Origin of the sequence: Saccharopolyspora antimicrobica (assembly GCF_003635025.1) — a bacterium.
Taxonomy (GTDB): Bacteria; Actinomycetota; Actinomycetes; order Mycobacteriales; family Pseudonocardiaceae; genus Saccharopolyspora; species Saccharopolyspora antimicrobica.
This window is the reverse complement of sequence record NZ_RBXX01000002.1, coordinates 3,039,255-3,064,527: the sequence shown is the minus strand read 5'-3', so window position 1 is coordinate 3,064,527 and position 25,273 is coordinate 3,039,255. Positions and strand designations below refer to the sequence as shown.

Annotated in this window: 21 protein-coding genes; 12 read left to right on the top strand and 9 right to left on the bottom strand. The window is 70.8% G+C overall.

Features of this window, described 5'->3' with window-relative positions:
- Positions 1-140: 140 nt before the first annotated feature.
- The gene (locus ATL45_RS14980; RefSeq protein ID WP_093159228.1) at positions 141-989 is read right to left on the bottom strand and encodes an aminodeoxychorismate lyase; all 849 of its coding nucleotides are present in this window, start codon (positions 987-989) and stop codon (positions 141-143) included.
- Between the two features lie 331 nt (positions 990-1,320).
- On the opposite strand from ATL45_RS14980, the gene ATL45_RS14975 reads away from it, so the two are divergent.
- From ATL45_RS14975 to ATL45_RS14960, 4 genes are all read left to right on the top strand, one after another.
- Complete coding sequence (locus ATL45_RS14975) at positions 1,321-1,749, top strand: Fur family transcriptional regulator (RefSeq protein WP_246025354.1); 429 nt, start codon at positions 1,321-1,323, stop codon at positions 1,747-1,749.
- Positions 1,750-1,816: 67 nt separating this feature from the next.
- On the top strand, positions 1,817-2,959 hold the full coding sequence (gene ygfZ / locus ATL45_RS14970) for a CAF17-like 4Fe-4S cluster assembly/insertion protein YgfZ (protein ID WP_170210245.1): 1,143 nt from the start codon (positions 1,817-1,819) through the stop codon (positions 2,957-2,959).
- A 79-nt stretch (positions 2,960-3,038) separates the two neighbouring features.
- Complete coding sequence (locus ATL45_RS14965; RefSeq protein ID WP_093159225.1) at positions 3,039-3,599, top strand: RsiG family protein; 561 nt, start codon at positions 3,039-3,041, stop codon at positions 3,597-3,599.
- A 262-nt stretch (positions 3,600-3,861) separates the two neighbouring features.
- On the top strand, positions 3,862-4,662 hold the full coding sequence (locus tag ATL45_RS14960; RefSeq protein ID WP_211841230.1) for a class I SAM-dependent methyltransferase: 801 nt from the start codon (positions 3,862-3,864) through the stop codon (positions 4,660-4,662).
- A gap of 182 nt (positions 4,663-4,844) precedes the next feature.
- Here ATL45_RS14960 and ATL45_RS14955 read toward each other — a convergent pair whose 3' ends face one another.
- The gene (locus tag ATL45_RS14955) at positions 4,845-5,723 is read right to left on the bottom strand and encodes a DUF8083 family protein (protein ID WP_093159220.1); all 879 of its coding nucleotides are present in this window, start codon (positions 5,721-5,723) and stop codon (positions 4,845-4,847) included.
- Positions 5,724-5,947: 224 nt separating this feature from the next.
- Between ATL45_RS14955 and ATL45_RS14950 the strand changes: the two genes are divergently transcribed.
- Positions 5,948-6,136, top strand: coding sequence for a DUF3073 domain-containing protein (locus tag ATL45_RS14950; RefSeq protein ID WP_093159217.1), 189 nt, complete (start codon positions 5,948-5,950; stop codon positions 6,134-6,136).
- A 672-nt stretch (positions 6,137-6,808) separates the two neighbouring features.
- Here ATL45_RS14950 and purM read toward each other — a convergent pair.
- The 6 genes from purM to ATL45_RS14920 form a co-directional block, all read right to left on the bottom strand.
- A complete protein-coding gene (gene purM / locus ATL45_RS14945) occupies positions 6,809-7,921 on the bottom strand; it encodes a phosphoribosylformylglycinamidine cyclo-ligase (protein ID WP_093159215.1) in 1,113 nt (370 codons plus the stop codon).
- 105 nt (positions 7,922-8,026) lie between these two features.
- Positions 8,027-9,553 carry an amidophosphoribosyltransferase gene (purF, locus tag ATL45_RS14940; RefSeq protein WP_246025832.1) on the bottom strand — a complete coding sequence of 509 codons (1,527 nt, stop codon included), beginning with the start codon at positions 9,551-9,553 and terminating at the stop codon, positions 8,027-8,029.
- 506 nt (positions 9,554-10,059) lie between these two features.
- The gene (locus tag ATL45_RS14935; protein ID WP_093159210.1) at positions 10,060-10,446 is read right to left on the bottom strand and encodes a sterol carrier family protein; all 387 of its coding nucleotides are present in this window, start codon (positions 10,444-10,446) and stop codon (positions 10,060-10,062) included.
- A gap of 125 nt (positions 10,447-10,571) precedes the next feature.
- Positions 10,572-11,372 carry a helix-turn-helix domain-containing protein gene (locus tag ATL45_RS14930; protein WP_093159207.1) on the bottom strand — a complete coding sequence of 267 codons (801 nt, stop codon included), beginning with the start codon at positions 11,370-11,372 and terminating at the stop codon, positions 10,572-10,574.
- Between the two features lie 256 nt (positions 11,373-11,628).
- On the bottom strand, positions 11,629-12,804 hold the full coding sequence (locus tag ATL45_RS14925) for a S8 family peptidase (protein ID WP_093159205.1): 1,176 nt from the start codon (positions 12,802-12,804) through the stop codon (positions 11,629-11,631).
- Positions 12,805-13,098: 294 nt separating this feature from the next.
- A complete protein-coding gene (locus tag ATL45_RS14920; RefSeq protein ID WP_093159202.1) occupies positions 13,099-13,494 on the bottom strand; it encodes a PRC-barrel domain-containing protein in 396 nt (131 codons plus the stop codon).
- A 149-nt stretch (positions 13,495-13,643) separates the two neighbouring features.
- Here ATL45_RS14920 and ATL45_RS14915 point away from each other — a divergent pair, with 149 nt between their 5' ends.
- Positions 13,644-14,222, top strand: a complete 579-nt coding sequence (locus ATL45_RS14915; RefSeq protein WP_093159304.1) for a type VII secretion system-associated protein — start codon at positions 13,644-13,646, stop codon at positions 14,220-14,222.
- A 290-nt stretch (positions 14,223-14,512) separates the two neighbouring features.
- Complete coding sequence (locus ATL45_RS14910) at positions 14,513-16,387, top strand: glycoside hydrolase family 15 protein (RefSeq protein ID WP_177242098.1); 1,875 nt, start codon at positions 14,513-14,515, stop codon at positions 16,385-16,387.
- 111 nt (positions 16,388-16,498) lie between these two features.
- Here ATL45_RS14910 and ATL45_RS14905 read toward each other — a convergent pair whose 3' ends face one another.
- Entirely contained in the window at positions 16,499-18,613 is a 2,115-nt protein-coding gene (locus ATL45_RS14905; protein ID WP_246025353.1) for a putative bifunctional diguanylate cyclase/phosphodiesterase, read from the bottom strand.
- A 595-nt stretch (positions 18,614-19,208) separates the two neighbouring features.
- Here ATL45_RS14905 and ATL45_RS14900 point away from each other — a divergent pair.
- The 5 genes from ATL45_RS14900 to ATL45_RS14880 all read left to right on the top strand — a co-directional run bounded on the left by ATL45_RS14900 (position 19,209) and on the right by ATL45_RS14880 (position 25,262).
- Positions 19,209-19,925 carry a lysozyme gene (locus ATL45_RS14900; RefSeq protein WP_093159197.1) on the top strand — a complete coding sequence of 239 codons (717 nt, stop codon included), beginning with the start codon at positions 19,209-19,211 and terminating at the stop codon, positions 19,923-19,925.
- 91 nt (positions 19,926-20,016) lie between these two features.
- Entirely contained in the window at positions 20,017-21,150 is a 1,134-nt protein-coding gene (locus ATL45_RS14895; protein ID WP_093159194.1) for a pentapeptide repeat-containing protein, read from the top strand.
- Positions 21,143-22,198 carry a pentapeptide repeat-containing protein gene (locus ATL45_RS14890; RefSeq protein WP_093159192.1) on the top strand — a complete coding sequence of 352 codons (1,056 nt, stop codon included), beginning with the start codon at positions 21,143-21,145 and terminating at the stop codon, positions 22,196-22,198. The genes ATL45_RS14895 and ATL45_RS14890 overlap by 8 nt, the downstream gene beginning before the upstream one ends.
- 185 nt (positions 22,199-22,383) lie before the next feature.
- Positions 22,384-24,009 (top strand): alkaline phosphatase D family protein, encoded by a 1,626-nt coding sequence (locus ATL45_RS14885; protein ID WP_246025352.1) that lies wholly within the window; start codon positions 22,384-22,386, stop codon positions 24,007-24,009.
- On the top strand, positions 24,006-25,262 hold the full coding sequence (locus ATL45_RS14880; RefSeq protein ID WP_093159189.1) for an alkaline phosphatase family protein: 1,257 nt from the start codon (positions 24,006-24,008) through the stop codon (positions 25,260-25,262). The genes ATL45_RS14885 and ATL45_RS14880 overlap by 4 nt, the downstream gene beginning before the upstream one ends.
- The last annotated feature ends 11 nt before the right edge of the window (positions 25,263-25,273 follow it).

Below are 25,273 nucleotides of genomic sequence, written 5' to 3'. Positions count from 1 at the left end.
TTGAAATCGACGACGCGATTTCAATTGAACTTGCGGGCCACGTCGGTGTGTCGGGTGCCCGACACACCGACGGCGCGTCGGGTTCCACGCGATTTCAATGGAAATCGGACCGCTGATTTCCATTGAAATCTCCTCGGAGATCAGTAGTTGGACTCGTAGAGCCGGGAGATCTCGGCGTGCAGCTCGGGGTCGGCCTTGATCGCCGTACCGTCGATGGTGTGAACCTGGGTCACCAGGCGGACGCTGGAGCACATCCAGACGCCGTCCGCCTCGAACAGCGCCGAGGTCGGGAACGCCGCCACCTCGGTCCGCCAGCCCGCCTGCTCGGCGGCGCGGAACAACGCGCCCTGCGTGGTGCCCTTGAGGATGCCGGAGCTCGGCGGGGTGGTCACCAGGGTGCGGCCGCGGGCGATCACCACCGTGGAGGTCGGGCCCTCCAGCACCGAGTCGTCCGTCGCGGTGAAGATGACCTCCTCCGCGCCGCGCGACTGAGCCTCCCGCAGGGCGGCCATGTTCACCGCGTACGACAGCGTCTTCGCCGACAGCAGCAACCACGGCGCGCGGTCCATCAGGTCCGGCGCGAAGCCGCGCTCCAGCGTCACGGCCGCGACGCCGTCACGGCGCTTGCGCCGGGTGTCCTCGCCGATCTGCATGCCCATCGCGAAGCCGTGCGGGGTGCCGTCGCCCTCGTCGAGCCCGCGGGTGCACACCAGCTTCAGCGCCATCTCCGGGTCGGTGTCCCACGGCCAGTTGTCGATCACCGCCTGCAACGCCCGCTCCCACGCGGCGCGCTCGGGCAGCTGCATCTGCATCAGCCGGGCGGACCGCTCCAGCCGGTCCAGGTGCGGGCCGAGCTCCCGCGGCTGCCGATCGGCGACGAGGACCGTCTCGAAGATCCCGTCGCCGCGCATCACCCCCAGGTCGTCGGCGCGGAACAGCGGAGCCTCGGGGTCGACGATCGTCCCGTCCAAAAGAGCCAGTACGCGCATGCCGGAAGCGTAGAGCCTGTCTGACGATCTCATTCTGCGTGGCGGTGCAAGTGGCGGAACCTCAGCGCCCGCCTGGACTGCGGGTGCCCGACCTTATGTATGACCAATACACGGCGGTCGGGCCGTCCTCGCCAGGCGAACGCTGAGAACCCGCGGCGGTGCGAGCTGGCAGGGTGGGCTAAACGCCTCCGGCGTTTCAAGACAAAAGCCCAAGTATCCGGTTCTGGAGTGTCGAGCGTCCGGTGCCGGGTCGCGCGCGCGTCCGGTGGTCGGCGCAGCGGAGTTACGATCGGAAGTGCCGACCGGAGCGCGCCGAGCACAGGAGCGGGCATTGAGCGACCAGGGATCGCTGCGCAGCACCTTGCACCAGCGGGGCATGCGGATGACACCGCAGCGCCAGCTCGTGCTGGACGCCGTGCGCGAGCTCGGCCACGCGACGCCGGAGCAGGTCTGCCGCAAGGTGCAGGGCACCGCCTCCACGGTCAACATCACCACCGTCTACCGCGCGCTGGACCTGCTGGAGGAGCTCGGGCTGGTGCGGCACACGCACCTCGGGCACGGCGCGCCCACCTACTCCGTCGAGGAGCACGAGCACGTCCACCTCGCCTGCCACCGCTGCGGGGAGATCGACGAGGTGCCGTGCGAGACGCTCGACGCGCTGGCCGAGCAGCTGCGCCGCGAGCGCGGCTTCGAACTGGACGCGACCCACCTCGCGCTGTCCGGCGTGTGCCGGAACTGCCGCGCGACCGAGGTGGGTTGATGGCACGCACGTCCCGATCGGCCCCGCCCGGCCGGCCGGACATCCCGCAACACATCGAGGAGCGCTGATGAGTTCACCCCTGTTGGACCTGCCGGGTGCGATCCCCGCACCGGAGGACGCGGTGGACGTGGGCGTGCCATGGCACTTCGGCGACCCGTTCGCCGAGCAGCGCTCGGCCAGCCGCTCCGCGGTGCTGGTCGACCGGTCGCACCGGCAGGTGCTCGCCGTGCCCGGTGAGGAGCGGTTGAGCTGGCTGCACCTGGTGCTCTCGCAGCACCTGACCGACCTGCCGGAGGGACAGGGCACCGAGGCGCTGATCCTGGACAGCCACGGCCGCGTGGACTGCCATCTGCTGGTCGCCCACCACGAGGGCGTGGTCTACCTGGACACCGACGCCGGTGCGCAGGCCAGCAGCGCGCTGCCGACGATGGGCGTCGAGGGCAGGCAGCCGGTGGCGGAGTACCTGGATGCGATGCGCTTCTGGTCCAAAGTGGAGCCCCGGGACGCCACCGCGGAGTTCGCGGTGCTCACCGCGATCGGCCCGGACGCGGGCGGCATCCTCGCCCAGTTCACGGCGGTACCGTCCAAGCCCTACCAGGTGGAACCGCTGCCCGGCGGCGGATTCGCGCGCAACGTGCCCTACCGCTCGCTGCCGACGATCGACCTGGTGGTGCCGCGCGTGTCGCTGGTCGAGTGGTGGACGAAGCTGACCGACGCGGGCATCCGGCCCTCCGGCACGCTCGCCTTCGAGGCGCTGCGCGTGGAGGCGCTGCGCCCGCGCGTCGGGCTGGACACCGACGACCGCGCGATCCCGCACGAGCTGGGCTGGGTGCACGTGGCCGCCCACGTGGCGAAGGGCTGCTACCGCGGCCAGGAGACCGTGGCGAAGGTGCACAACGTCGGCAAGCCGCCGCGGCGGATGGTGCTGCTGCACCTGGACGGCTCGGCGGAGGTGCAGCCGGAGACCGGCGACCCGGTGTGGCACGGTGACCGCAAGGTCGGCCGGATCGGCAGCGTCGTGCAGCACCACGAGCTCGGCCCGGTGGCGCTGGCGCTGCTCAAGCGCTCGACGCCGGTGGACGCCGAACTCGTCGCGGGCGACCCGGAGGAGGGCCGGGCGGTGGCCGCCGCGGTGGACCCGGACTCGGTGCCGCCGGACAGCGGCGAGCCGCCGGGGCGCGTCGCCGCGGAGCGGTTGCGCGGCCGGTAACCGGCTCTTTGCGCAGCGCTTTCACAACGACATCAGCGAATTGTTGGCGAGTTCCACCGAATTGCCGGAGGATGGCCACGTGATCGAAGTCCGCCCGGGTGGACGGCGCCGCATCGACAGGGTTCTGTCCCCGGACTACACCAGTGGAATCGAAGACCTCGTGCTGGGCGAGGTGCGGGCGCTGCGGGACGAGGCGGCGCAGGAGGAGACCGACCTCTCGTACCTGCGCCGCGTGCTGCACGCCCGGATCGACATCGTGCGCGCCGAGCAGCGGCGGCGGGCGGAGGGCGGCTCGACCTCGGTGGTCGAGCAGTTGGTGAACATCCTCTCGGACAACGCCGTCGGTCCGGCGACCGGTTCCGGCCGCTACCAGACCACCGAGCCGTCGCGCGCCGAGGCGCACCGCAGGCACGTCGAAGCGCTCGTCTCCGACGTCGACCTCTCCAACGTGACGTCGCTGTCCGAGGCGAAGCTGGACCAGGCCCTCGACGCCTACACCGCCGAGGAGGACTCGGTGTCCCGACGCCGCCGCGAGGTGCAGCAGGTGGTGGACCGGCTCAACGCCGAGATCGCCCGCCGCTACCGGGAAGGCGCCGCCTCGGTGGACGACCGCTTGGCGGAGGAGCGGGACCGGCGCTGACCGACCGCACCACCGGTATCCGAAGTGGATGCCGGTGGTGCCGCCTGCGCCGATTTCGCGCGAGATCGGCGATATTTTCCGGCAGGAAAGGCGATTTCGCGCGAAATCGTCCACCCCGAACAGATGCCGCAGCCGAAAGCGCGGCCGATCTCGCGCGCCCGCAGAACGATCGCTGGCGCGGATCCGCACACCTTCCCAGCCGGCCTCGTTCGCGCTACGCTCAGATACTGAAACAAATCTCCCACTATCTGAGATGGAAGCCATGTCGGAAACCTACACCCACGGGCACCACGAGAGCGTGCTGCGATCGCACCGCTGGCGAACCGCCGAGAACTCCGCCGCGTACCTCATCCCGCGCCTGCGGCCGGGCACCGAGGTGCTCGACATCGGGTGCGGGCCGGGCACCATCACGCACGACTTCGCCGCGCTGGTCGCCCCCGGCCGGGTTCTGGGCGTGGACAACGTCGACGAACCGCTGGAGATCGCCCGCGCCGGAGCGGCCGAGCGCGGCCTGGACAACATCACCTTCGCCAACGCCGACGTCTACGACCTGCCGCACGCCGACGCCTCCTTCGACGTCGTGCACGCGCACCAGGTCCTGCAGCACCTGGCCGACCCTGTCGCCGCGCTGCGCGAGATGCGGCGCGTGTGCCGGCCGGATGGCGTGGTCGCAGCCCGCGACGCGGACTACGGCGGAATGCGGTGGTTCCCGGACAACCCCGGCCTGGACCGCTGGCTGGAGCTCTACCGCGACGTCGCACGCCACAACGGCGCCTACCCGGACGGCGGCACGCACCTGAAGGCCTGGGCGCAGGAAGCGGGCTTCCGCGAGGTCACCTGCACGGCGTCGGCGTGGTGCTTCGCCACGCCCGAGGAGCGCGCCTGGTGGGGCAACCTGTGGGCGGACCGCATCCGCCGCTCGTCCTTCGCCGAGCAGGCCCTGGGCCACGGCCTGACGACCCGCGCCGAGCTGGAGGAGCTGGCGACGGCCTGGCACGCGTGGATCGACGCGGAGGACGGCTGGTTCGCGGTCCTCAACGGCGAGATCACCTGCCGCCCCTGAGCGCGGCGAACAGCGACCACAGCGGTGAGCAGTGGTCACATGCGCCGCAGCTTGCGCCGCCACGGGGTCTCAGACGTCGTCTGGCGAGGACAGCCCGTTCGCCGTGCAAGAACGGGCTCCCGCAGTCCAGGCGGCGTCTGAGGTTCCGCCACCCGCACCGCCGACCCCGGATACGGGCTCTGTCAGTTGTGGCGTTCCCGGGAGGCGAACTCGGCCCAGAAGTCCCGGAGCGCTTCGTAGCGGGTCGCCACCTCTTCCGCGTCGTCGGCCTCCATCGCGTCGACGATCGCGTGCACGTCCTCGGCCGAGGTGTCGGCGTCCAGGTCGCTGGTGGTCATCAGCTGCACCAGGCCGCCGTAGTCCAGCTCCACCGCCGAGTGCGGGTGGAAGCGCTCCAGCCAGCGGCCCGTCTCGCGCAGGATCCGCGTCGGCCCGTCATCGCCGATCGACTGGCGGGCGATCGAGTGCGCCCGGGCCACCCGGCGGCGGGCGTCGGCCATCGCCACCCGCCAGCACACCCGGCGCCGGTCCGGCTCGGTGAACACGCACCGCTCCTCCGGATCCACCAGCACGAACCAGGGCAGCGGCACGGTCCAGGTCGACGACAGCACGTGCACCGCGCCGCCCGCCAGCTCGCTGACCACCGCGCTGGCGCGCACCTTGGCCTGCTCCACCGGCACCGTCAGCGCCGCCGTGCGCAGCGGCAGCTCCGAGTCGCCCAGGAACCCGACCAGCGCCGCCGCGGACCGGCCGCGCAGGTCCAGCGGGCACACCAGCGGCCCGGGGCCGACCGTGGCCGCGGGGCCGCTCGGCACTTCCTTGGGATCGAGCACCAGCACGTCGCCGACGCCCTGCACCTCGCCGTCGGCGTTCTCCCCGGGCAGCAGGCGCGGCGGCGCGGCGAGCTGGCTGCGCAGCCAGACGTCCTGCTCCCGCAGACCGGCGTCGAACGGGTCGACCGGCCCCCGCTCGACCACCGCCGCCAGCTCCTCGTGCAGCGGTGCGTCGAAGGACGACAAGGGCTCGTACACCCTCAGGTAGGCGACGAACGGCTCAGGCACAGCTGCATCGTGCCAGACCGCCCGAGCGGGTCCTCCGGCGACTCGCGGACGTCGGAAAACAGGGGGGAGGGCGACGTCACCCAAGACACGGCCACTCAGACCCGGCACCACGTCGCGTTCAACCGCCTCGACACGGTACGGTAGTTACAGGAAAAGTTGTCGAGATCATGCGGGGCCGACTTTCCCCTGTCCGCCCCGCACACCCTGTGCGAGGGGGTCGAGCCATGGGGCGCGGCCGGGCTAAGGCCAAGCAGACGAAGGTGGCCCGCGAGCTGAAGTACAGTTCCCCGTCCATGGACATCGAGGCGTTGCAGCGAGAGCTGTCCGTCCCGGAGTCCGGCGAGTGGTCCAACGAGGACCGCGATGACTCGCACGACGACGGGTATGACGACTACGACTACGGCCGACGCTGAAGCACATCTCCACCGAGGACGGCAGCTGAACGCTGCGCGCTCGGTGGACGGATGCGTCGCAAGTCGTTCGTCTTGCCGAAAAGGTGGGAATTGACGAACTCGCGGAGTCCCACATAGGAGGAGCTCACGGGAGTGGCGTCGCCGGGAAACCGGTGGCGCCACTCACGTGTCTACCTCCTCGGGCACGTCAACAGCCGAGCGGTGAAGCACCGCTCGGCTCGTTGCGTTGGCCAGGTTCGGTCACCGACAACATCGGCGGTGCGTCCTGTCAGCCAGCGCTCCTACCGCTGAGATAGCAGCGGCGACGCGAGTGGGGATCAACGACCGTCAGGCAAGCGGCGCTTTCATCGGGCTGGCACCGATCGGAAGGCCATGAGGCCGGGCACCCGCGGTCCAGGCGGGCGCTGAGGTTCCGCTCCCCGCACCGCCACGCGAAACGCGCCTGGGAAATCACAAGAAGACGCCGGCGTGCGCGGGCCGCCTCTCGGCGGATGGCGCTGTGAGGCTCCAGCCGGACGGTATTCCTCGCAGGCACTGGTTGGGGCCCGGGGGCACGCGCGCACGCCAGCTCCCGGTACAACGAACCGGCTGCTCCGGGGATTCCCGACCGGCCGGGTGAAATGCGAACGCGGCTCCCGGACGGTGTCCAGGAGCCGCGTTCGGCGTTCGGGATCAGAACCGCGGGTGGTTGCCCCGCAGGATCACGCGGTCCTCCTCGCGGGCGTCCTCGACCGCGGGCTGCTTGGCGATCTCGCCGAGCACCCAGGCCGGGACGTGGCGGGCCGTGAGCACCGCCAGGGCGCGGTCCACGTCCTCGGCGGTCACCACCGCGACCATGCCGATGCCCATGTTGAAGGTGCGCTCCATCTCCTCGGCCTCGACGCGGCCGCGCTGGGCGATCATCCGGAACACCGGCGCCGGCGTCCAGCTGCCGCGATCCAGCACCGCGGTCAGGCCCGCCGGGATCACCCGCGCCAGGTTCTCCGCGAGGCCACCGCCGGTGACGTGCGCGAACGTCCGCACGCCCGCTTCGGCCGCCAGCGCCAGGCAGTCCTTGGCGTAGATCCGGGTCGGCTCCAGCAGCTCCTCGCCGAGGGTGCGGCCGAACTCCTCGACCTGGCCGTCCAGCGGCATCCGGGCGATGTCCAGCAGCACGTGCCGGGCCAGCGAGTAGCCGTTGGAGTGCAGCCCGGAGGAGCCCATCGCGATCACCACGTCGCCGGGGCGCACCTTGTCCGCGCCGAGCATCGAGTCCGCGTCGACCACGCCGACGCCGGTGGCGGAGATGTCGTACTCGCCCGGCGCCATCATCCCGGGGTGCTCGGCGGTCTCGCCGCCCAGCAGCGCGCAGCCGGCCTGCACGCAGCCCTCCGAGATGCCCTTGACCAGCTCGGCGATCCGGTCCGGCACGACCTTGCCGACGGCGATGTAGTCCTGCAGGAACAGCGGCTCCGCACCGCACACCACCAGGTCGTCGACGACCATCGCGACGAGGTCGATGCCGACCGTGTCGTGCTTGTCTACCGCCTGCGCGACGGCGAGCTTGGTGCCCACGCCGTCGGTCGAGGAGGCCAGCACCGGCTCCTTCCAGCGGTCGAGCTTGAGCTGGAACAGGCCGGCGAAGCCGCCGAGCGAACCGAGCACCTCGGGCCGGGTCGCGCGCTGCGCCCACGGGCGCATCTTCTCGACCGCTTCGTCACCGGCCTCGATGCTCACCCCCGCAGCGGCGTAGGTGGCTTTCGGGCTCTCGGGCTGGGCAGACCCTGCGAGCAGGTCTTCGGACACGACTGGCTCCACATTCTGGTGCGATTTGAGATTCGCCGGACGCGCATGTGTAGCACGGACAACGCTACTCGTCGACGGTGAACCTCGGGGGCTGTTGCGGGCGGATCAGGGCCGTTGCAGTGCTTCGGCGGCGCCGTAGCCGACCGGCAGCACCGGTTCGGCGGGGCCCGCCACGCCCCGTTCGGACTGGCCCTCCAGCACGTACTTGCCGAGCTTGGCGTCGTCCGGCAGCTCGATCGGGTACTCGCCGTCGAAGCAGGCCGCGCACAACCGGGTGCGGGGCTGCTCGGTGGCCGAGACCAGGCTGTCCAGCGACACGTGGCCGAGGGTGTCCGCGCCGATGGAGCGCCGCACCCCGTCCATGTCCAGGCCGTTGGCGATCAGCTCGGCGCGGGAGGCGAAGTCGATGCCGTAGAAGCACGGCCACTTCACCGGCGGCGAGGCGATCCGCACGTGCACCTCGATGGCACCCGCCTCGCGCAGCATCCGGACCAGGGCGCGCTGGGTGTTGCCGCGCACCACCGAGTCGTCCACCACGACGAGCCGCTTGCCGCGGATCACCTCGCGCAGCGGGTTGAGCTTGAGCCGGATGCCGAGCTGGCGGATGGTCTGCGAGGGCTGGATGAAGGTGCGGCCCACGTAGGAGTTCTTCACCAGGCCCTGGCCGTAGGGGATGCCGGAGGCCTGCGCGTAGCCGATCGCCGCGGGCGTGCCCGACTCCGGCACCGGGATCACCAGGTCGGCCTCGACCGGGTGCTCCTTGGCCAGCCGGCGGCCGATCTCCACGCGGGCGCCGTTGACCGAGCGGCCGGCGATGGTGGTGTCCGGGCGGGCCAGGTAGACGTACTCGAAGATGCAGCCCTTGGGCTTCGGGTTGGCGAAGTGCTGGGAGCGCAGCCCGTCGCCGTCGATGGCCAGCATCTCGCCGGGCTCGACCTCGCGGACGAACGAGGCGCCCACGATGTCCAGGGCGGCCGTCTCACTGGCCACCACCCAGCCGCGTTCGAGGCGACCGAGGACCAGCGGGCGCACACCGTGCGGGTCGCGCGCCGCGTAGAGCGTCTCCTCGTCGCAGAAGACCATCGAGAACGCGCCGCGCAGAGTCGGGAACAGCTCCATCGCCGCCTGCTCGACGCCGAGGTCGGCGGCGCGCGCCGCCAGCAGCCCGGTGACCAGGTCGGAGTCCGTGGTGGCGCGGTCGCAGGCGTTGGCCGGGGAGGAGCTGTTGGCCGACACCGTGTCCACGCCCTCGGCGTTGATGCGGTCAAGCAGCTCACCGGTGTTGACCAGGTTGCCGTTGTGGCCGAGCGCCAGACCGCTGCCGGTGACCGTGGTGCGGAAGGTGGGCTGGGCGTTCTCCCAGGTACCGCCGCCGGTCGTGGAGTACCGGGCGTGGCCGACCGCGACGTGGCCGCGCAGCGACGCCAGGGTCTGCTCGGTGAACACCTGGCTGACCAGCCCGGTGTCCTTGTAGACCAGCACCTGCGAGCCGTCTCCGACGGCGATGCCTGCGGCTTCCTGGCCGCGGTGCTGGAGGGCGTAGAGCCCGTAGAAGCTGAGCTTGGCGACCTCCTCGCCAGGAGCCCACACGCCGAAGACGCCGCACTCCTCGCGGGGGACGTCTCGTTCGATCGGATCGCCGTCGGGACCGGAGAGGTCCGCGCGGGCGCTTGCGTTGGCCGGTTCGGGCCGGTCGGTGACCACCGAGAACTCCCTGAAGGACGAAGCCGGAGTTGCACCTCAGTGTAAACAGCGGGAAACCCGCCGAACGCCAGCCCAGTGGTGGCGGCCGTCTCATCGCCGGTCCGAGCGCCGACGGCGCGTGCGGCGCCGACCACCGTCCGTCCCGGAACTACTGGCCGGGCGCTCCCGAGCGGACCTCGTCGTCGACCACCTGGACGAGCCGGGCCGGCCATGGCGGCACCGACTGCTCGTCGGTGCTGCGCAGATCCGTCCCGGCCTGTCGCACGCCCGGCCCGCACATCCGAAGTGGATGTCCGACCAGCGCGGTGTCCCCCGACGCGGCGGAGACTGCCAGGAATCGCCGGATCAGCGTGCGGGGATCGAACGGCGGTTCACTCGAAGAGCCCGTTGAGCCGGATGTCGGCCCGGGTTCGGCTTCTCGGCAGAACCGGCGGTCAGCTGTCGATTCGGAGCAGCGGGAGCCACTGGGAGATGTCGGCTCGGGTTCCGGAGGCCGTGAGGGTTCCTCGGTCGAGCGCTTCGGGCCAGGTCAGGCGGCCGGTGGCGAGCTGGAGCCAGGTGCGCGCGTCGGTCTCGACGACGTTGGGCGGGGTGCCGCGGGTGTGGCGGGGGCCTGCGACGCACTGCACCGCGGCGAACGGCGGGACGCGGACCTCGACGCTGTTGCCCGGCGCGATCTGCTCCAGGGTGCGCAGGCTCAGGCGCACCGCCGCGGCCAGCTCGGGCCTGGCGGGGCGCTGCGCGTCGTCGTCCAGCCAGGGCCGCACCGCCACGACGGCTTCGCGCATCTCAGCGGGATCAACGGCACGTCGGCTGGCCATGCACCCAGCCTACGAAAGCGCCCCGACGGCCCCGCGTGGAGCTCCGTCCGGGCTGGTCAAAGACCGTGAGTGCTTTGTGATGCTATGACACCCCAAAGCACTCACGGCAGCTGACCAGCGGAAACCTATAACCAGCCGAGCTTGACCGCTTGCATGCCCGCCTGGAAGCGGGTCTCGACGCCCAGCCGGGCGATCAGCTCGCGGACCCTGCGGTGCGCGGTCCGGGCGCTGAAGCCCATCAGCCGACCGATCGTGTCGTCCGTCGCGCCCGAGGCCAGCAGGGACAGGATCCACCGCTCTTCCTCGGTGGGCTGCATCTCCTGACCGGACAGGTCCTGAGCCGCGGTGAACGGCGCCGCGAAGCGCCACATGTCCTCGAAGATCCGGCCGAGCGCGGCCAGCATGGCCGAGCTGCGCACCACGACCGCGCTCTCCACGGTGTTCTCGCTCACCGTCAGCGGCATCAGCGCGATCTCGTTGTCGACCATGATCAGCTTCGTCGGCGCGACGTGGATCACCCGCGCCTGCTCGCCCTGCGCGACCAGCTTGGTGGTGATGTCCAGCTGCGGCGGCAGCGCCAGCGCCGAACGGTCGTAGAGCACCTGGTACTGCACGCCTTCGGCGAGCTTGCGGGATTCCAGCGAGTCCAGCGGACCGGTCGTCACGTACGGCGGCTTGGCCACACCCTGGACCAGGTGTGCGGCGTTGCGCTGCAGCTCATAAGCAGCCCAACCGACCCGCTTGGCTCCGTGCACCACCTGCAGCACACCGCCGTTGCTGGACTGCGCCCGGGCGGCGCGGGCGACCGACGCGACCTGCGCCTGAACAGCCCGTTCGGTGAGCGGCTCGGTGGCCGCTGTCTCCCTCGTTGGCTCGTCGACCGCGGTCGACGCATGGGCCAGGTCCTCGGTGTATCCGGGAAGCACGGCACACCCCTCCTCGTGTGCCCCGGCAGCACCGATCAGCACCGGCACCGCGAATGGACACTGAACACCCCCGTTGATGGCAACGTAACCACCGGGAACGATCGCTGGAACCGACTTTCGCACGATGGTGCGCAGCGACCTTGGATTGACCCCGTTCGGCCGCACCCCGGCGTCCCCCGAATGCAGCAGCGGACACGACGCGGGCCCTTCCCGATCATCGTCAGGAAGGGCCCGCGGTTCGCATCGTGCTACCGGATCACAGCTCGCCGATCTGCAGCAGGTCGGTGATCGTGCCCGACGGCGCGTTCTGGATCTTGCCGGTGGCGGCCTGACCCTGCAGCCCGGAGATCACGTCGGCGGGAGCCGCGTCCGGGTTGGCCTGCAGGAACAGCGCGGCGACGCCGGCCACGTGCGGGCTGGCCATCGAGGTGCCGCTCAGGGCCTCGGTGCCACCACCCGGGACGGTGGAGACGATGTCCACGCCGGGGGCGTAGCCCTCGACGCTGGCGCCGAAGTTGGTGAACTCGGCGGAGCCGTCGTTCTCGTCCGAGGCGGCCGTGGTGAACACGCCCTCGGCGCTGGCCGGGGACACGTTCTCGGCGTCCTGGCTCTCGTTGCCGGCGGCCACCGCGAGGAAGACGCCCTTGTTGACCAGGTTGGTCGCGGCCTCGTCCAGCGCCGGGTCCTTCGGGCCACCCAGCGACATGTTCGCCACCGACGGGCCGCTGGCGTTCTCGGCGACCCACTCGATGCCGGACACGACCTGCTCGGTGGTGCCGCTGCCGTCGTCGCCGAGCACCTTGACGCCGACCAGCTTCGCACCCGGGGCAACGCCGTAGGTGGTGCTGCCGATGGTGCCGGCGACGTGGGTGCCGTGACCCTGCTTGTCGGTGCCGTCACCGCCGTGGGCGTCGAAGCCGACCTCGGCACGACCGCCGAAGTCGGGGTGCGACGGGTCGATGCCGGTGTCGATGATGTAGGCGGTGACGCCCTCACCGGAGCCGGTCGGGGCGTAGTTGCCGTCCAGCGGGAGGTCCGCCTGGTCGATCCGGTCCAGGCCCCAGGACTCGACGGCCTGCTTCTTGGCCGGCTCGACCTGGATGCGGTAGCTCTGCGAGACGTTCTCGACCTTGGCGCTGGCGCGGACCTTCTCCAGCTGTTCGGGGCTCAGCTTGGCCGAGAACCCGTTGAGGGCCGAGTCGTACACGTTGCGGGCCTGAACGCCGAGCTCCTCGGCGACACCCTGGGCCGCGATGTCGTTCTTGAGGTTGACGATGTAGACGTCCGCGTCGTCGGCGCTCGCCACCTTGGCCTGCGGGTGCAGGATCAGCGGTGCGAGGTCGATCTGCGGCTGTGCGCCGGCGGGAGCTCCGGCGAACACGAGCGCCGCTGCGGCAACGCCTGCCCCGGTGCCGTAGAGCAGCTTCCTCATGTGTGCCCTCCTTCAAATACCGCTCGGGTGGGGCCGAGCGGAGGTGCTTCACGGCGGAACGTAACCAGGGAAAACACTCGTACGGGTGATGTTGGCGATTTGTCGCCACACAATCGGACGGAGGGGTGAACGAATTCCCATCTCTGCCTGGCCTACCGGGAATGAGCAGGCAAAATCGCGCCCGCCGCGATCAGCGGCGGGCGCGTGAAATTACCGTTACATCCTTGTTTCCCAGATATTGAGCGCGCCGGGCGAGCTCAGGCCGTATTCACCGAGTGAGCGGCGGAACCACGATCAGGTGGCGGCGACCCAGCGGCGCAACCGGAGGCGGGCGGCCTCCGCGTGCTCCGGTCCGAGATCGTCGGCGGTGCCGTCGGGGACCAGTCCGTAGTGGAGGTAGAGCGCGCGCTCCTGCGCCGGCGGCAGATCGCCCTGGTCGAGCAGGACGCGGGGCGCCAGCCGGACCGCTTCCCGGTCCACCGCGACGGTGAGCGTGTCGCCGTCGAAGGCGGCGCCCGCCAGCGGCACGAAGCTCTCGTTGGTGCCGAAGAGTCCGGTTTGGACGGTGACCCAGGCGGGCTGCTCGGTGTCCTCGTCGACGAACAGCTGGCCGACGATCCCCATCCGATGACCGGCCGGGTCGAACACCTCGCACCCGAACATCCGCAACGCTTCCCGCTGACCGATCATCGCCGCCTCCCCTCCCCGAAACCCTCCGCCAGTCTCCACCCTGACCGGCCGCGACGGCACCTCGACAACGGCTGGTCCCGGGCCGGGTGGCACCCTCGGGGAGTGCCCGGCAGCAGTTGGGCGCGAAGATCAACAGCACGGAGCCCGCGATGTCCGAACCCGCCCTGCCCGTCCCGCCGATCACCGACGAGATGCGCGCGCACGCCGAGCAGAACCCCAACAGCTGGCTCTACATCACCGATCCCGGCTACGCCGCGGACGGCGGCGAGGTGCCGCCGGAGGGCATCGTGGGCGCCTACCGGATCGGCCCGGACGGCGAGATCGACGAGGAGTTCCAGGTCAACGACCGCTACCAGCCCTCCGCGATGGTCACCGAGCGGCCGGAGCCGACCAACGAGCTGGAGCGGGTGCTGGTCGAGATCGCCGAAGGCCGGATGTCCGATTCCGCGCTGCCCGCGGCGATCCTCGACGCCGAGCTGCTGCTCTACGCGCCGAGCGCGGACGACCAGATGCTCTACACCGCGGAGATGTCCGACGGCAGCCAGCTGCTCCCGGCGTGCACCTCCGCCGGGCGGGTGCCGGACGACTGGCCGGGTTTCCGCCGCGTCCCGGGCAGCGCGCTGCCGGAGCTGCTCAACGGCCTCGCGCTCGGCCTCAACCTGCACGAAGCGGTCCAGGCGATCATCCCGCACAGCGTCCTGGAGCAGACCGCCGCCGAACGGGCGTGATCCCGCAGCTGCCGCACGGGCCTCGTCCGGTGGCCGCAGCCGCGACGACCGGCCAGCTGCACATCGAAGATGCCGCATGCGCCGCAGGCGCACGACCCACCCTCGCAGCTCGCACCGCCGCGGGTTCTCAGCGTTCGCCTGGCGAGGACAGCCCGTTCGTCGTGTATTGGACACGGGCTTCCGGAGTCCAGGCGGGCGCTGAGGTTCCGCTACCCGCACCGCCACGCAAAGCAACCACCGACAACTCCGTGGAACTGTGATCACCCGGGGATGTGCCTAGTCTCGGCTGGGTGAACCGGGAGCAGCACGGCCAGCCAGGGGCGATCGAGGACTACGCCCTGCTGTCCGATCTGCGCACTGCGGCCCTGGTCGGCAAGGACGGCTCGATCGACTGGCTCTGCCTGCCCCGGTTCGACGCGCCGTCCTGCTTCTGCCGGCTGCTCGGCAGCGACCGGGACGGCCACTGGCAGATCGCGCCGCGCTCCCCGGTCCGCGAGGTGCGCCGCCGGTACCGGGCGAACTCGCTGGTGCTGGAGACCGACTTCCACACCGACGACGGGGTGCTGCGGCTGATCGACTGCATGCCGCCGCACGAGCAGTACCACCGCGCCCAGCCGTGCCTGGTGCGGATCGTGCAGGGCATCTCCGGCGAGGTCGACGTCAAGATGCGCTGGGTCGTGCGGTTCGCCTACGGCGACGCGGTGCCCTGGGTGCGCCGGGTGCGCGAGAGCGATCCGGTGCTCGACGAGTTCATCCTGGCCATCGCCGGGCCGCACACCGCGGTGCTGCGCGGCGACGTCCTGCCGCAGCGCTGCGAGGGCGAGCGGGCGCACGAGCTGGTCCGCGCGGTTCGCGCCGGGGAGAGCATGTCGTGGGTGATGCAGTGGTCCCCGGACGCCGAAGAGCTGCCCGCGCCGGTCGACCCGGAGGATGAGGTCCGCGAGGCCGAGGAGTTCTGGCGGGAGTGGACCACGAAGATCTGCTACTCCGGGCCGCACGCGCACGCCGTGTACCGCTCGCTGGCCACCCTCAAGGCGCTGACCTACGCGCCGACCGGCGGGATCATCGCGGCGCCGACCAGCTCGCTGCCGGAAGCGGTGCCGGGCGACCGGAACTGGGACTACCGCTTCTGCTGGCTGCGCGACGCCACCCTGGTGCTGCTGGCGCTGGACGACTTCGGCTGCTCCTCGGAGGCGGAGGCCTGGCGCGCCTGGCTGGTGCGCGCGGTCGCCGGCGACCCGGCCGACCTGCAGATCATGTACGGCATCGGGGGCGAGCGGCACCTGCTGGAGTGGGAGGCCGACTGGCTGCCGGGTTACCGCCGCTGCCAGCCGGTGCGCTTCGGCAACGCGGCCTACCGGCAGCTCCAGCTCGACGTCTACGGCGAGGTCATGGACGTCCTGCACCTGGCCAGGGAGCGCGGGCTGCCGGAGCACGAGGAGACCTGGGCGCTGCAGCGCGGCATGCTGCGCCACCTGGAGAAGATCTGGCGGCGGCCGGATCGCGGCATGTGGGAGGTGCGCGGGCCCGACCGGTTCTTCACGCATTCCCGGGTGATGGTGTGGGTGGCCTTCGACCGGGCGGTGCGCGCCGCGGAGGAGGACGGCCTGCCCGGACCGGTGCGCCGCTGGCGGGAGATCCGCGACGAGGTGCACGCGGAAGTCCTGGAGCAGGCGTGGAATCCGGAGCGCGGCGCGTTCACCCAGTACTACGGCGGGAGCGCGCTCGACGCGTCGTCGCTGCTGATGCCGTCGGTGGGGTTCCTGCCCGGGGACGACGAGCGCGTGGTGCGCACGGTGGATGCCGTGCAGCGCGAGCTGCAGCACGACGGGGTGCTGGTCGACCGCTACACGCCGGACGCGGCCCGCAACCAGGTCGACGGCCTGTCCGGCCGCGAGGGCGCGTTCCTGGCGTGCTCGTTCTGGATGGTCGACGCGCTGGCCTGCACCGGCCGCCGCGACGAGGCGGAGAAGCTGTTCGGCGAGCTGGTGGCGCTGGCCAACGACGTCGGCCTGTACGCGGAGGAGTACGACGCCGAGACCGGTTCCTTCACGGGCAACTTCCCGCAGGCCTTCAGCCACCTCGCCCTGGTGAACTCGGCTGCGGTCCTCTACGGCGGCCTCACCCGGGCCCAGCGGAGCAGGCGGAACGGAAAACCCACCTGACGCAACGGTTTCCGCTGGTCAGCTGCCGTGAGCACTTTCGGGGTCCACAAAGCACTCACGGGCAGCATTCACGACCGAACCTCCGCCACCGCCAGGACATCGGTGCCGGGCTCAGTCCAGGCTGTCGGCGATGAACCGGGTGATGTCGGCCGGGGAGCTGGGTTTGGCGAAGAGGTAGCCCTGGCCGGTTTCGCAGCCGATGTCGGCCATCCGGCGGGACTGGGCCAGCGTTTCCACGCCCTCCGCGGTGACCGTCAGGCCGAGGGCGTGCGCCAGGTCCACCAGGGTCGACACGATGCGGGCGTCCACCGGGTCCGCGCGCTCCGCGTCGCGGAGGCCCTCCATGAACGAGCCCGCGATCTTCAGCTCGTGCACCGGGAGGTGGCGCAGGTAGGCCAGCTTCGAGTAGCCGGTGCCGAAGTCGTCGATGGCGATCCGCACGCCCATCTGGGAAAGCGCGCGCAGCGCGTCCAGCGGCTCGTCGGCGGTGCCCATGATCGCGCTCTCGGTGAGCTCCAGCTGCAGCCGGGACGGTTCCAGCCCGGTCTCGGCCAGGATCGCCGCCACGTCGTTGACCAGCGCCGGATCGCGCGACTGCCGCACCGCCAGGTTGACGCTGACGAACGGCGCCGCCGAACCGAACAGGTCCTGCCAGCGCCGGGCCTGCAGGCAGGCCTGCCGCAGCACCCACCGGCCCAGCGACACGATCAGCCCGGTCTCCTCGGCCAGCCCGATGAACTTGTCCGGGCCGAGCCGCCCGAGCTCCGGGTGCTGCCAGCGGACCAGCGCCTCCACCCCGACCACGTTGTGATCGCGCAGGCCGATCAGCGGCTGGTAGTCGACGTAGAACTCCTCGCGCTCCAGCGCGGCGGGCATCGTCGCCGACAGGTGGAACTGCGCGACCTCGGTGGCGTTGCGCTCCGGGTCGAACAGCGCCCACTGACCCTTGCCCTCGGCCTTCGCCCAGTACAGCGTCACGTCGGCGTCGCGCATCAGCTCGGCGGCGGTCTGCCCGGGCACCGGCCGCTCCACGATGCCGATGCTCGCGCCCACCGACAGCTCGTGGCCGCCGACGCGGAACGGCTCCTCCAGCGCGTTCAGCACCATGTCGGCGACGTCCACGGCCTGGCCGACGTTCCGCGAGTTCTGCAGCAGGATCACGAACTCGTCGCCGCCCATCCGCGCGACGAGCCGGTCGTCGCCGTGCACCACGGCGGCGAGCCGGTCGGCGACCGCGACCAGCAGGTCGTCGCCGACGTGGTGGCCGAGGCTGTCGTTGATGACCTTGAAGCCGTCCAGGTCCATGTAGCACAGCGCCACCCGGGCGCCGGGTTCGTCCTGCCGGAGGACGTCGGTGAGGCGTTCCAGGAACAGCGCGCGGTTGGGCAGCCGGGTCAGCGGGTCGTGCATCGCCTGGTGCCGCAGCCGCTCCTGCAGCATCCGCCGGTCGGTGACGTCCTCGATCAGCGCCACCTGGTAGAGCGGCAGGCCGTCCTCGCCGCGGACCAGGGACACGATCATCTCGGTCCACACCGTGTTGCCGTCCGGGCGGATGAACTGCTTCTCCACCCGGAACTGGTCGCGCTCGCCGCGGACCAGCTCCTGGTACATCCGCCAGACGCTGTCCGGGTCGGCCGGGTGCATCATGTCCGACACCAGCATGGTGCGGAGTTCCTCGCCGGAGCGGCCCATGATCCGGATCAGCGAGTCGTTGACCTCCAGGATCCGGCCGCCCATGTCGCCGATGCCGATGCCGATGGCGGCCTCGGCGAAGATCGCGCGAAACCGCGCCTCGCTGGTGCGCAGCGCCTGCTCGACGGCGTCGCGGGCGTCGAGCACGGCCTGCCGGATGGCTTCCTGCTCGTCCAGCGTGCGCTTGCGCGCGGCCTGCACGAACCCGGAGCACAGCGCGCCCTGCAGCGCCGCGACCCGGTTGCGCCAGCTGGGAGTGCTGTCCAGCCCCAGGGCGTCGAGCATCTCGTCACCGATCAGGTTCACCGTGCGGGCCAGCGACTCGGCGCTGGTGAAGTGCACGGCGACCAGGTCGACGCCCACCTCGCGCGCGGCTGCCGCGTCGAACGGGTCGCTGAGCAGCGCATCGACCATTCGGTCCGTGTAGCCGTACAGGCGGCCTTCGATCTCGGCGCTGGTCATGGGCACGTAGCTGGTACCCATGAGCACGTGCGCCCAGGCCGCCGCGAAGCGGCGTCGGTCGGCTCGGTTCACCTCGGCGGTCACCTCGTGAGCGCTTGGCACCGGCGCGGTCCAGCCAGTCATGCCTGGGGCGCCCTCCACTCGTACTCGCCTCGCCCGTTCTCGTTCGGAGCATACGACCGGATCGGTCCGGCGGTCGAACATCATGTGCGGCACCCGGGGTAAGCCGTAACCTCATCCGAGCAGGCCATCCGTGTGGTTCACACGACGATCGATTACCGTCCGCAACCACGTGATCGCTCGAGTACGGCTGTCATGATCGATCTGCTGGTGTTGACGCTCAACCCGGCCGAGAGGTTGTGCACGACGTTGAACTACCCGTCGGTGACCAGCAGTTCACCCTCAGCTGTCCGGATTGAGCCAATCCGGTTAAAAACTAACACAGGATCTACTTCTTACGAAAACGATTCGCGACACTTCCGGGGCAAGCCGCGCAGTCCCCCGACGACGCGGCGCAACCAACACCATGGAGGCCCCGATGAACCGTCCGAGTGGACGTGGTCGCCGATTACGCCTGTTCTCCTTAACATCGGTGCTCTGCGCAGGTGCCGTCTTCCTGTGCGCGCCAGCGCTGGCCAGCACTCCCCTTCCCGGAAGGGACTCCGCGATGGGCCAGACCAGCACCGAACCGGTCACCGACACGCCGATGGGCTCGCAGATCCGCAAGCACGAGGGCGGCGAGGAGCAGGCCGTGCCTGCGATCGCGCCGCTGGCCACGGTGGCGGGCATGGACGTCAGCAGCCACCAGGGCAACGTGGACTGGAACTCCTGGTACAACCAGGGCATGCGGTTCGCCTACGTCAAGGCGACCGAGAGCACCGGCTACAAGAACCCGTACTTCGCCCAGCAGTACAACGGTTCCTACAACGTGGGCATGATCCGCGGCGCCTACCACTTCGCCCTGCCGGACCGCTCCAGCGGCGCGGCCCAGGCCAACTACTTCGTGGACAACGGCGGCGGCTGGTCGAAGGACGGCAAGACCCTGCCGGGCGCGCTGGACATGGAGTACAACCCGTACGGCTCGACCTGCTACGGCAAGACCAAGAGCCAGATGACGGCCTGGATCAAGGACTTCAGCGACACCTACCACTCGCGCACCGGCCGCTGGCCCGTCATCTACACCTCCACCAGCTGGTGGAACCAGTGCGTGGACGGCGACTTCAGCTCGACCAACCCGCTGTGGGTCGCCCGCTACGCGAGCACGGTCGGCCAGCTCCCGTACAACTGGGGCATCTGGACGATCTGGCAGTACACCTCCTCGCCGATCGACAAGAACACCTTCAACGGCGGTTACGACCGCTTGCAGGCCTTGGCCAACGGCTGACCTCCGCGAGCCCGCGGTGCCGCTCCCGACGGCGCCGCGGGTTCTCCCGTGCGCGCCCAGAACCGCGGCGGCGCCGGGCAGAATCACGCGCATGGGTGAGCGCAGGATCGGTTTGGTCGCGACGATAGCCATCGCGGTGGTGGTGCTGGTCAGCGTCAGCATCGCCCTGCTGGTCTTCGACGCCCGCACCACCGGCGCCGACGCCCTGCGCACCGGCGGACTGGCCGCTGGCTCGGTCGTCGCGCTCTACGCGCTGTGGCTCAACGACCGCAGGCGCCGGGTCGAGGAGCGACGGCAGGAGCTGGACGCCCAGCGGCAGGAGCTGGACCGCGAGCGCTACGCCCTCGAACAGCAGCGGCAGGCCCTCGAGGACCGGCGGACCGCGCAGGACCACGTCCGGGCCGCCGACGAGCGCTTCGCGCGGGCGGTGGAGCTGCTCGGCAACGAGGCCGACCAGGTGCGCGTCGGCGCGCTGCACGCGCTCGCCGGGCTGGCGCGCAACAACCCGGACTACACGCAGACCGTCCTCGACGTGCTGTGCGCGTACCTGCGACGCCCGTTCGACCATCCGAAGTGGACGGTCGATCCGGTGCCGGGCAAGGTCCCCGAGGAGCTGCAGCGCGAGCGGACGGTGCGGCAGACCGCCAGCAAGCTCGTGGTGTCGCTGCTGCCGACCACCGACGAGGTGGACCCGCCCCGCTACGACCTCGACATCGCGGCCGCTTCCATGGACCGCTTCGACCTGTCCGGCCGGGTCGTCGGCCGCCTCGACGCGCAAGCGTGCCGGTTCCGGCACCGGACGAACCTGGAAGGCGCGGTCTTCCACCGCAAGGTCGACCTGCACGACGCCACGTTCCTGCACCCGTTCCAGGCCGGGAAGGCCGTGTTCCACGACCGCTTGATCCTGACGTGCGCGAAGAGCCACGCGCCGGTCGGCTTCGCGCACGCGGAGTTCCACGCGGAGGTGAACCTGCAGGAAGCGCGGTTCGCCGAGCACGTCTCCTTCGAGCAGGCGGCCTTCTTCGCGTCCTGCGACCTCCGCAGGGCGAGCTTCGACCACGGGGTCGATCTCAGGGCGAAGGCGCCGATACCCGCGATCGCGCTGCACGACACCGAGGTCAACACAGCTGTGGACAACGTCCTCCCCGACGGCTGGGAGCTCGAACCGCTGGCCGCGCCGAACCGGGCTCGCATCTCGCACCAGCAGGAGGAAGCGCATGCGTGAGCGCAGGATCTGGTTGGTCGCGACGATCGCCATCGCGGTGGTGGTGCTGCTCGGCGTGAGCGCCGCGCTGCTGGCCTTCGACCCGCGCACCACCGGCGCCGACGCCCTGCGCACCGGCGGGCTGGCCGCGGGCTCGGTCGTCGCGCTCTACGCGCTGTGGCTCAACGACCGGCGGCGGCGCACCGAGGAGCAGCGGCAGCAGGTCGAACGCGAGCGGTACGAGCTGGAGGACCGGCGCGTGGAGCTGGACCGGGACCGGATCGCCGACGAGCGCTTCGCCCGCGCGATCGAGCTGCTCGGGCACGAGACCGACCAGGTCCGCGTCGGCGCGCTGCACGCGCTCGCCGGGCTCGCCCGCAACCGCCCCGACTACACCCAGACCGTGCTCGACGTCCTGTGCTCCTACCTGCGCCGTCCTTTCGGCCATCCGCGCTACGGGGGCGATTGGCCCGATCGATCGGCCAGGAACAACGCCGAGCGGAAGTTGCAGGTGCGGCTGACGGCTCAGCGGCTGATCGAGGAGCTGCTGCCGCGCGTCGACGACGCCGACGCTCCGGTCTACGACCTGGACCTGACCGGCGCGACGCTGGAGTACTTCGACCTCAGCGACCGCAAGATCGGCACGCTGACGCTGCGCTACGGACGCCTGTTCAGCGACAACAACTTCAGCCGTTGCGAGTTCCACGGGAAGGTGTGGTTCACCGCCGCGACGATCGGACCCGGCCGGCTGTACGGGCGGTTCCGCTGCGACGACGCGGTCTTCCACCAGCTGGCCTGGTTCCCCGGCACGGAGTTCAGCGGCCGGGCGACCTTCCGGCGCACCCGGTTCACCGGCACGACCAAGTTCGACAAGAGCCGCTTCGGCAACGCGCTGTCGATGGCCGGCGCCGAGTTCCACGCGGAGGCCGACTTCCGCGAGGCCGTCTTCGAGCACGACGTCGACATGTCCGGCACGACCTTCCGCGGCGAAGTGCGCAACGACGGCATCACCACCAACCCCGACCACGACGTCGTCCTGCCGACGGGCTGGGAGGCCGCTGTCCGCTGAGGGTTCGGCTACACGCACATCGGACTCGGCTGAACCGACTCTCAGCGCTGTCCCGGTCGCGCTCCGTGAGACGTTGACGCAGCGGTGAATTCCGCATTCCGGTCCGGACACCGCCCGCCGAACGAATCCGCAACGTTGTGCCGGACGGGGTGTGCAAAAAGGCGAAGATCCATCACGTTTCTTTGGTGAGCTTTCGCCGTCGAACCCTGCTCAAAGCCGGTGGCGTGGCCGCCATCACCTTGAGCAGCACCGAGGTCGCGGTGGCCGCCCCGTCGGACGTCTTCGTCCACGGGGTCGCCTCCGGTGATCCCACCCCGAGCAACGTGATCCTGTGGACCCGGGTCACCCCAGGCCCGAGCGCGACTCCCGGTTCCGGCATCGGCCCGGACTGCGCCGTCGGGTGGGAGGTGGCCGCCGATCCGCAGTTCCGGCGAGTGGTGGCGAGCGGGAGCACGACGACCGGCGCCGCGCGGGACCACACGGTCAAGGTCGACGTCGCGGACCTGGCCCCGGGCGCCTGGTACTGGTACCGGTTCCGGGCTGCGGGCGCGGTTTCGCCGGTGGGGCGGACGCGCACCGCTCCCGCGCTCGGCGCTTCCGTGGAGCGGCTGCGCTTCGGCGTGGTGTCCTGCTCGAACTGGCAGGCAGGGTACTTCTCGGCGTACCGCCACCTCGCCGACCGCGACGACCTCGACGCCGTCCTGCACCTCGGCGACTACCTCTACGAGTACGCCCCGGGCGAGTACCAGGCGCGCGACGTCGTGGTGCGGCCGCACGACCCGCCGACCGAGGTCATCACGCTGCCGCACTACCGGCGCAGGCACGCCCAGTACAAGACCGACCCCGACCTCCAGGCCCTGCACGCGCGCGTCCCGTTCATCACGACCTGGGACGACCACGAGTCCGCCAACAACGCCTGGGCCGACGGCGCGGAGAACCACACCGAAGGCGCCGAAGGCTCCTACGCGGACCGGAAGCGGGCTTGGCAGCGCGCGTACGCCGAGTGGATGCCGGTGCGCTACGAGCCCGGCGGCGTGCTGTACCGGCGGTTCGCCTTCGGCTCGCTCGCCGAACTGTCCATGTTGGACCTGCGCTCCTACCGCAGCGAGCAGGTCGGCAGCAGGCTGGACCACGACGTCCACGACCCGGCGCGCACCATCACCGGCTACGCGCAGCTGCGCTGGCTGACCGACGGGCTCGCGCGGTCGCAGGCGCAGTGGAAGCTGATCGGCAACCCGGTGATGATCGCGCCGGTCCGGTTCCCGTCCACGCTGTCGATCGAGCGGCAGCGGGCGCTCGGCGAGCTCACCGGCACCCCGCTCGTCCAGGGCCTGCCGCTGAACCTCGACCAGTGGGACGGCTACACCGCCGACCGCGACGCGGTGTTCGCAGTGCTGCGCGACCACGGCATCCAGGACACCGTCTTCCTGACCGGCGACATCCACTCCGCGTGGGCCTCGGAGCTGCCCGGTTCGACCCGCAGCTATCCGCGGGACCGCAACTCGGTCGGCGTCGAGTTCGTCTGCACGTCGGTGACCAGCGACAACATCGACGACATCCTGCGCGTCCGGCCGCAGACCGTCTCGCGGGCGATGGTCGGCGCGATCCGGGTGAACAACCCGCACATCAAGCACGTCGACCTCGACTCGCACGGCTTCTGCGTCCTGGACCTCACCCCGCGACGGGCGCAGATGGACTGGTACGCGCTCACCGACCGCACCGCCCCGAACAGCGCCGCGCACCACTCGACCTCCTACGCAGTGCCCACCGGAACCCAGCAGATCGAACAGGTGCAGGAGCCCGTGCGATGACTTCGCTCAACCGACGCAGTTTCCTCCAGGTCGCAGGCACCGGCGTGCTGCTGTCCGCCGCGGCTCCCACCGCGTGGGCGGCCGGGGGCGACAAGCCGCTGCGGGTCTACTCGCTGGTCGTCGACGGCTGCTCGCCCGACGAGATCACCCCGCGGCTGACACCTCGCCTGCACGAGCTGCGCGAGGCCGGGACGTCCTTCCCGCAGGCCCGGTCGCTGCCGGTGATGGAGACGATCCCGAACCACGTGATGATGATGAGCGGCGTGCGGCCGGACCGCTCCGGCGTGCCCGCGAACTCGGTCTACGACGCGGCGCAGGGCGAGATCCGCACCCTCGACCGCGCGTCGGACCTGCGGTTCGACACGCTGCTGGACCGGTTGCACGCCGACGGGAAGGTCACCGGCAGCGTGCTGAGCAAGGAGTACCTGCACGGGATCTTCGGCACCCGGGCCAGCGTGCGGTGGGAGCCGCGGCCGATCGTCCCGATCAGCGGGCACGCCCCGGACATCTTCACCGCGAGCGCCCTGGTGTCCATGGTGGACAGTTCCGATCCGGACCTGGTGTTCGCCAACTTCGGCGACGTGGACCGGCTCGGCCACGCCGACCTGACCGGCACCACGCTGCGAGCCGCCCGCGCCGCGGCGCTGGCCTCCGCCGACGCGCAGGTCGGCCGGTTCGTCGACCACCTCGTCCGCACCGACCGCTGGTCCTCCAGCGTGCTGCTGATCTGCGCCGACCACTCGATGGACTGGTCGTGGGCGCACCGGGTGATCTCGCTGAGCAGGGCGGTGGAGAACGACCCGCTGCTGACCGGCCGCGTGCAGATCGCCCAGAACGGCGGCGCGGAGCTGCTGTACTTCACCGGCCCGGAAGCCGAACGCGAAGCAGCGGTGTCCCGACTCCGAGAACTGGCCCTGGCCACCGAAGGCGTCCTCTCCGCCCACGACCCGGCCGAACTCCGGCTGGGCCCAGAAGCGGGCGACCTGGTCGTCTACTGCGAACCGGGCTGGCGCTTCGCGGACCCGGAGGTCATCTCCAACCCGATCCCGGGCAACCACGGCCACCCGGCCACCGAACCGATCCCGTTCTTCATCACCGGCGGCCACCCGGCGATCCGCACCGGCACGTCCGCGGCCGAAGCCCGGACCATCGACGTCGCCCCGACCCTGGGCGCCCTCTTCGGCCTCCCGGCCCCGACCGGCGGCTACGACGGAACCGCCCGCACGGAGGCCTTCGACCTCACCCGCTTGTGAAGGACCAAACC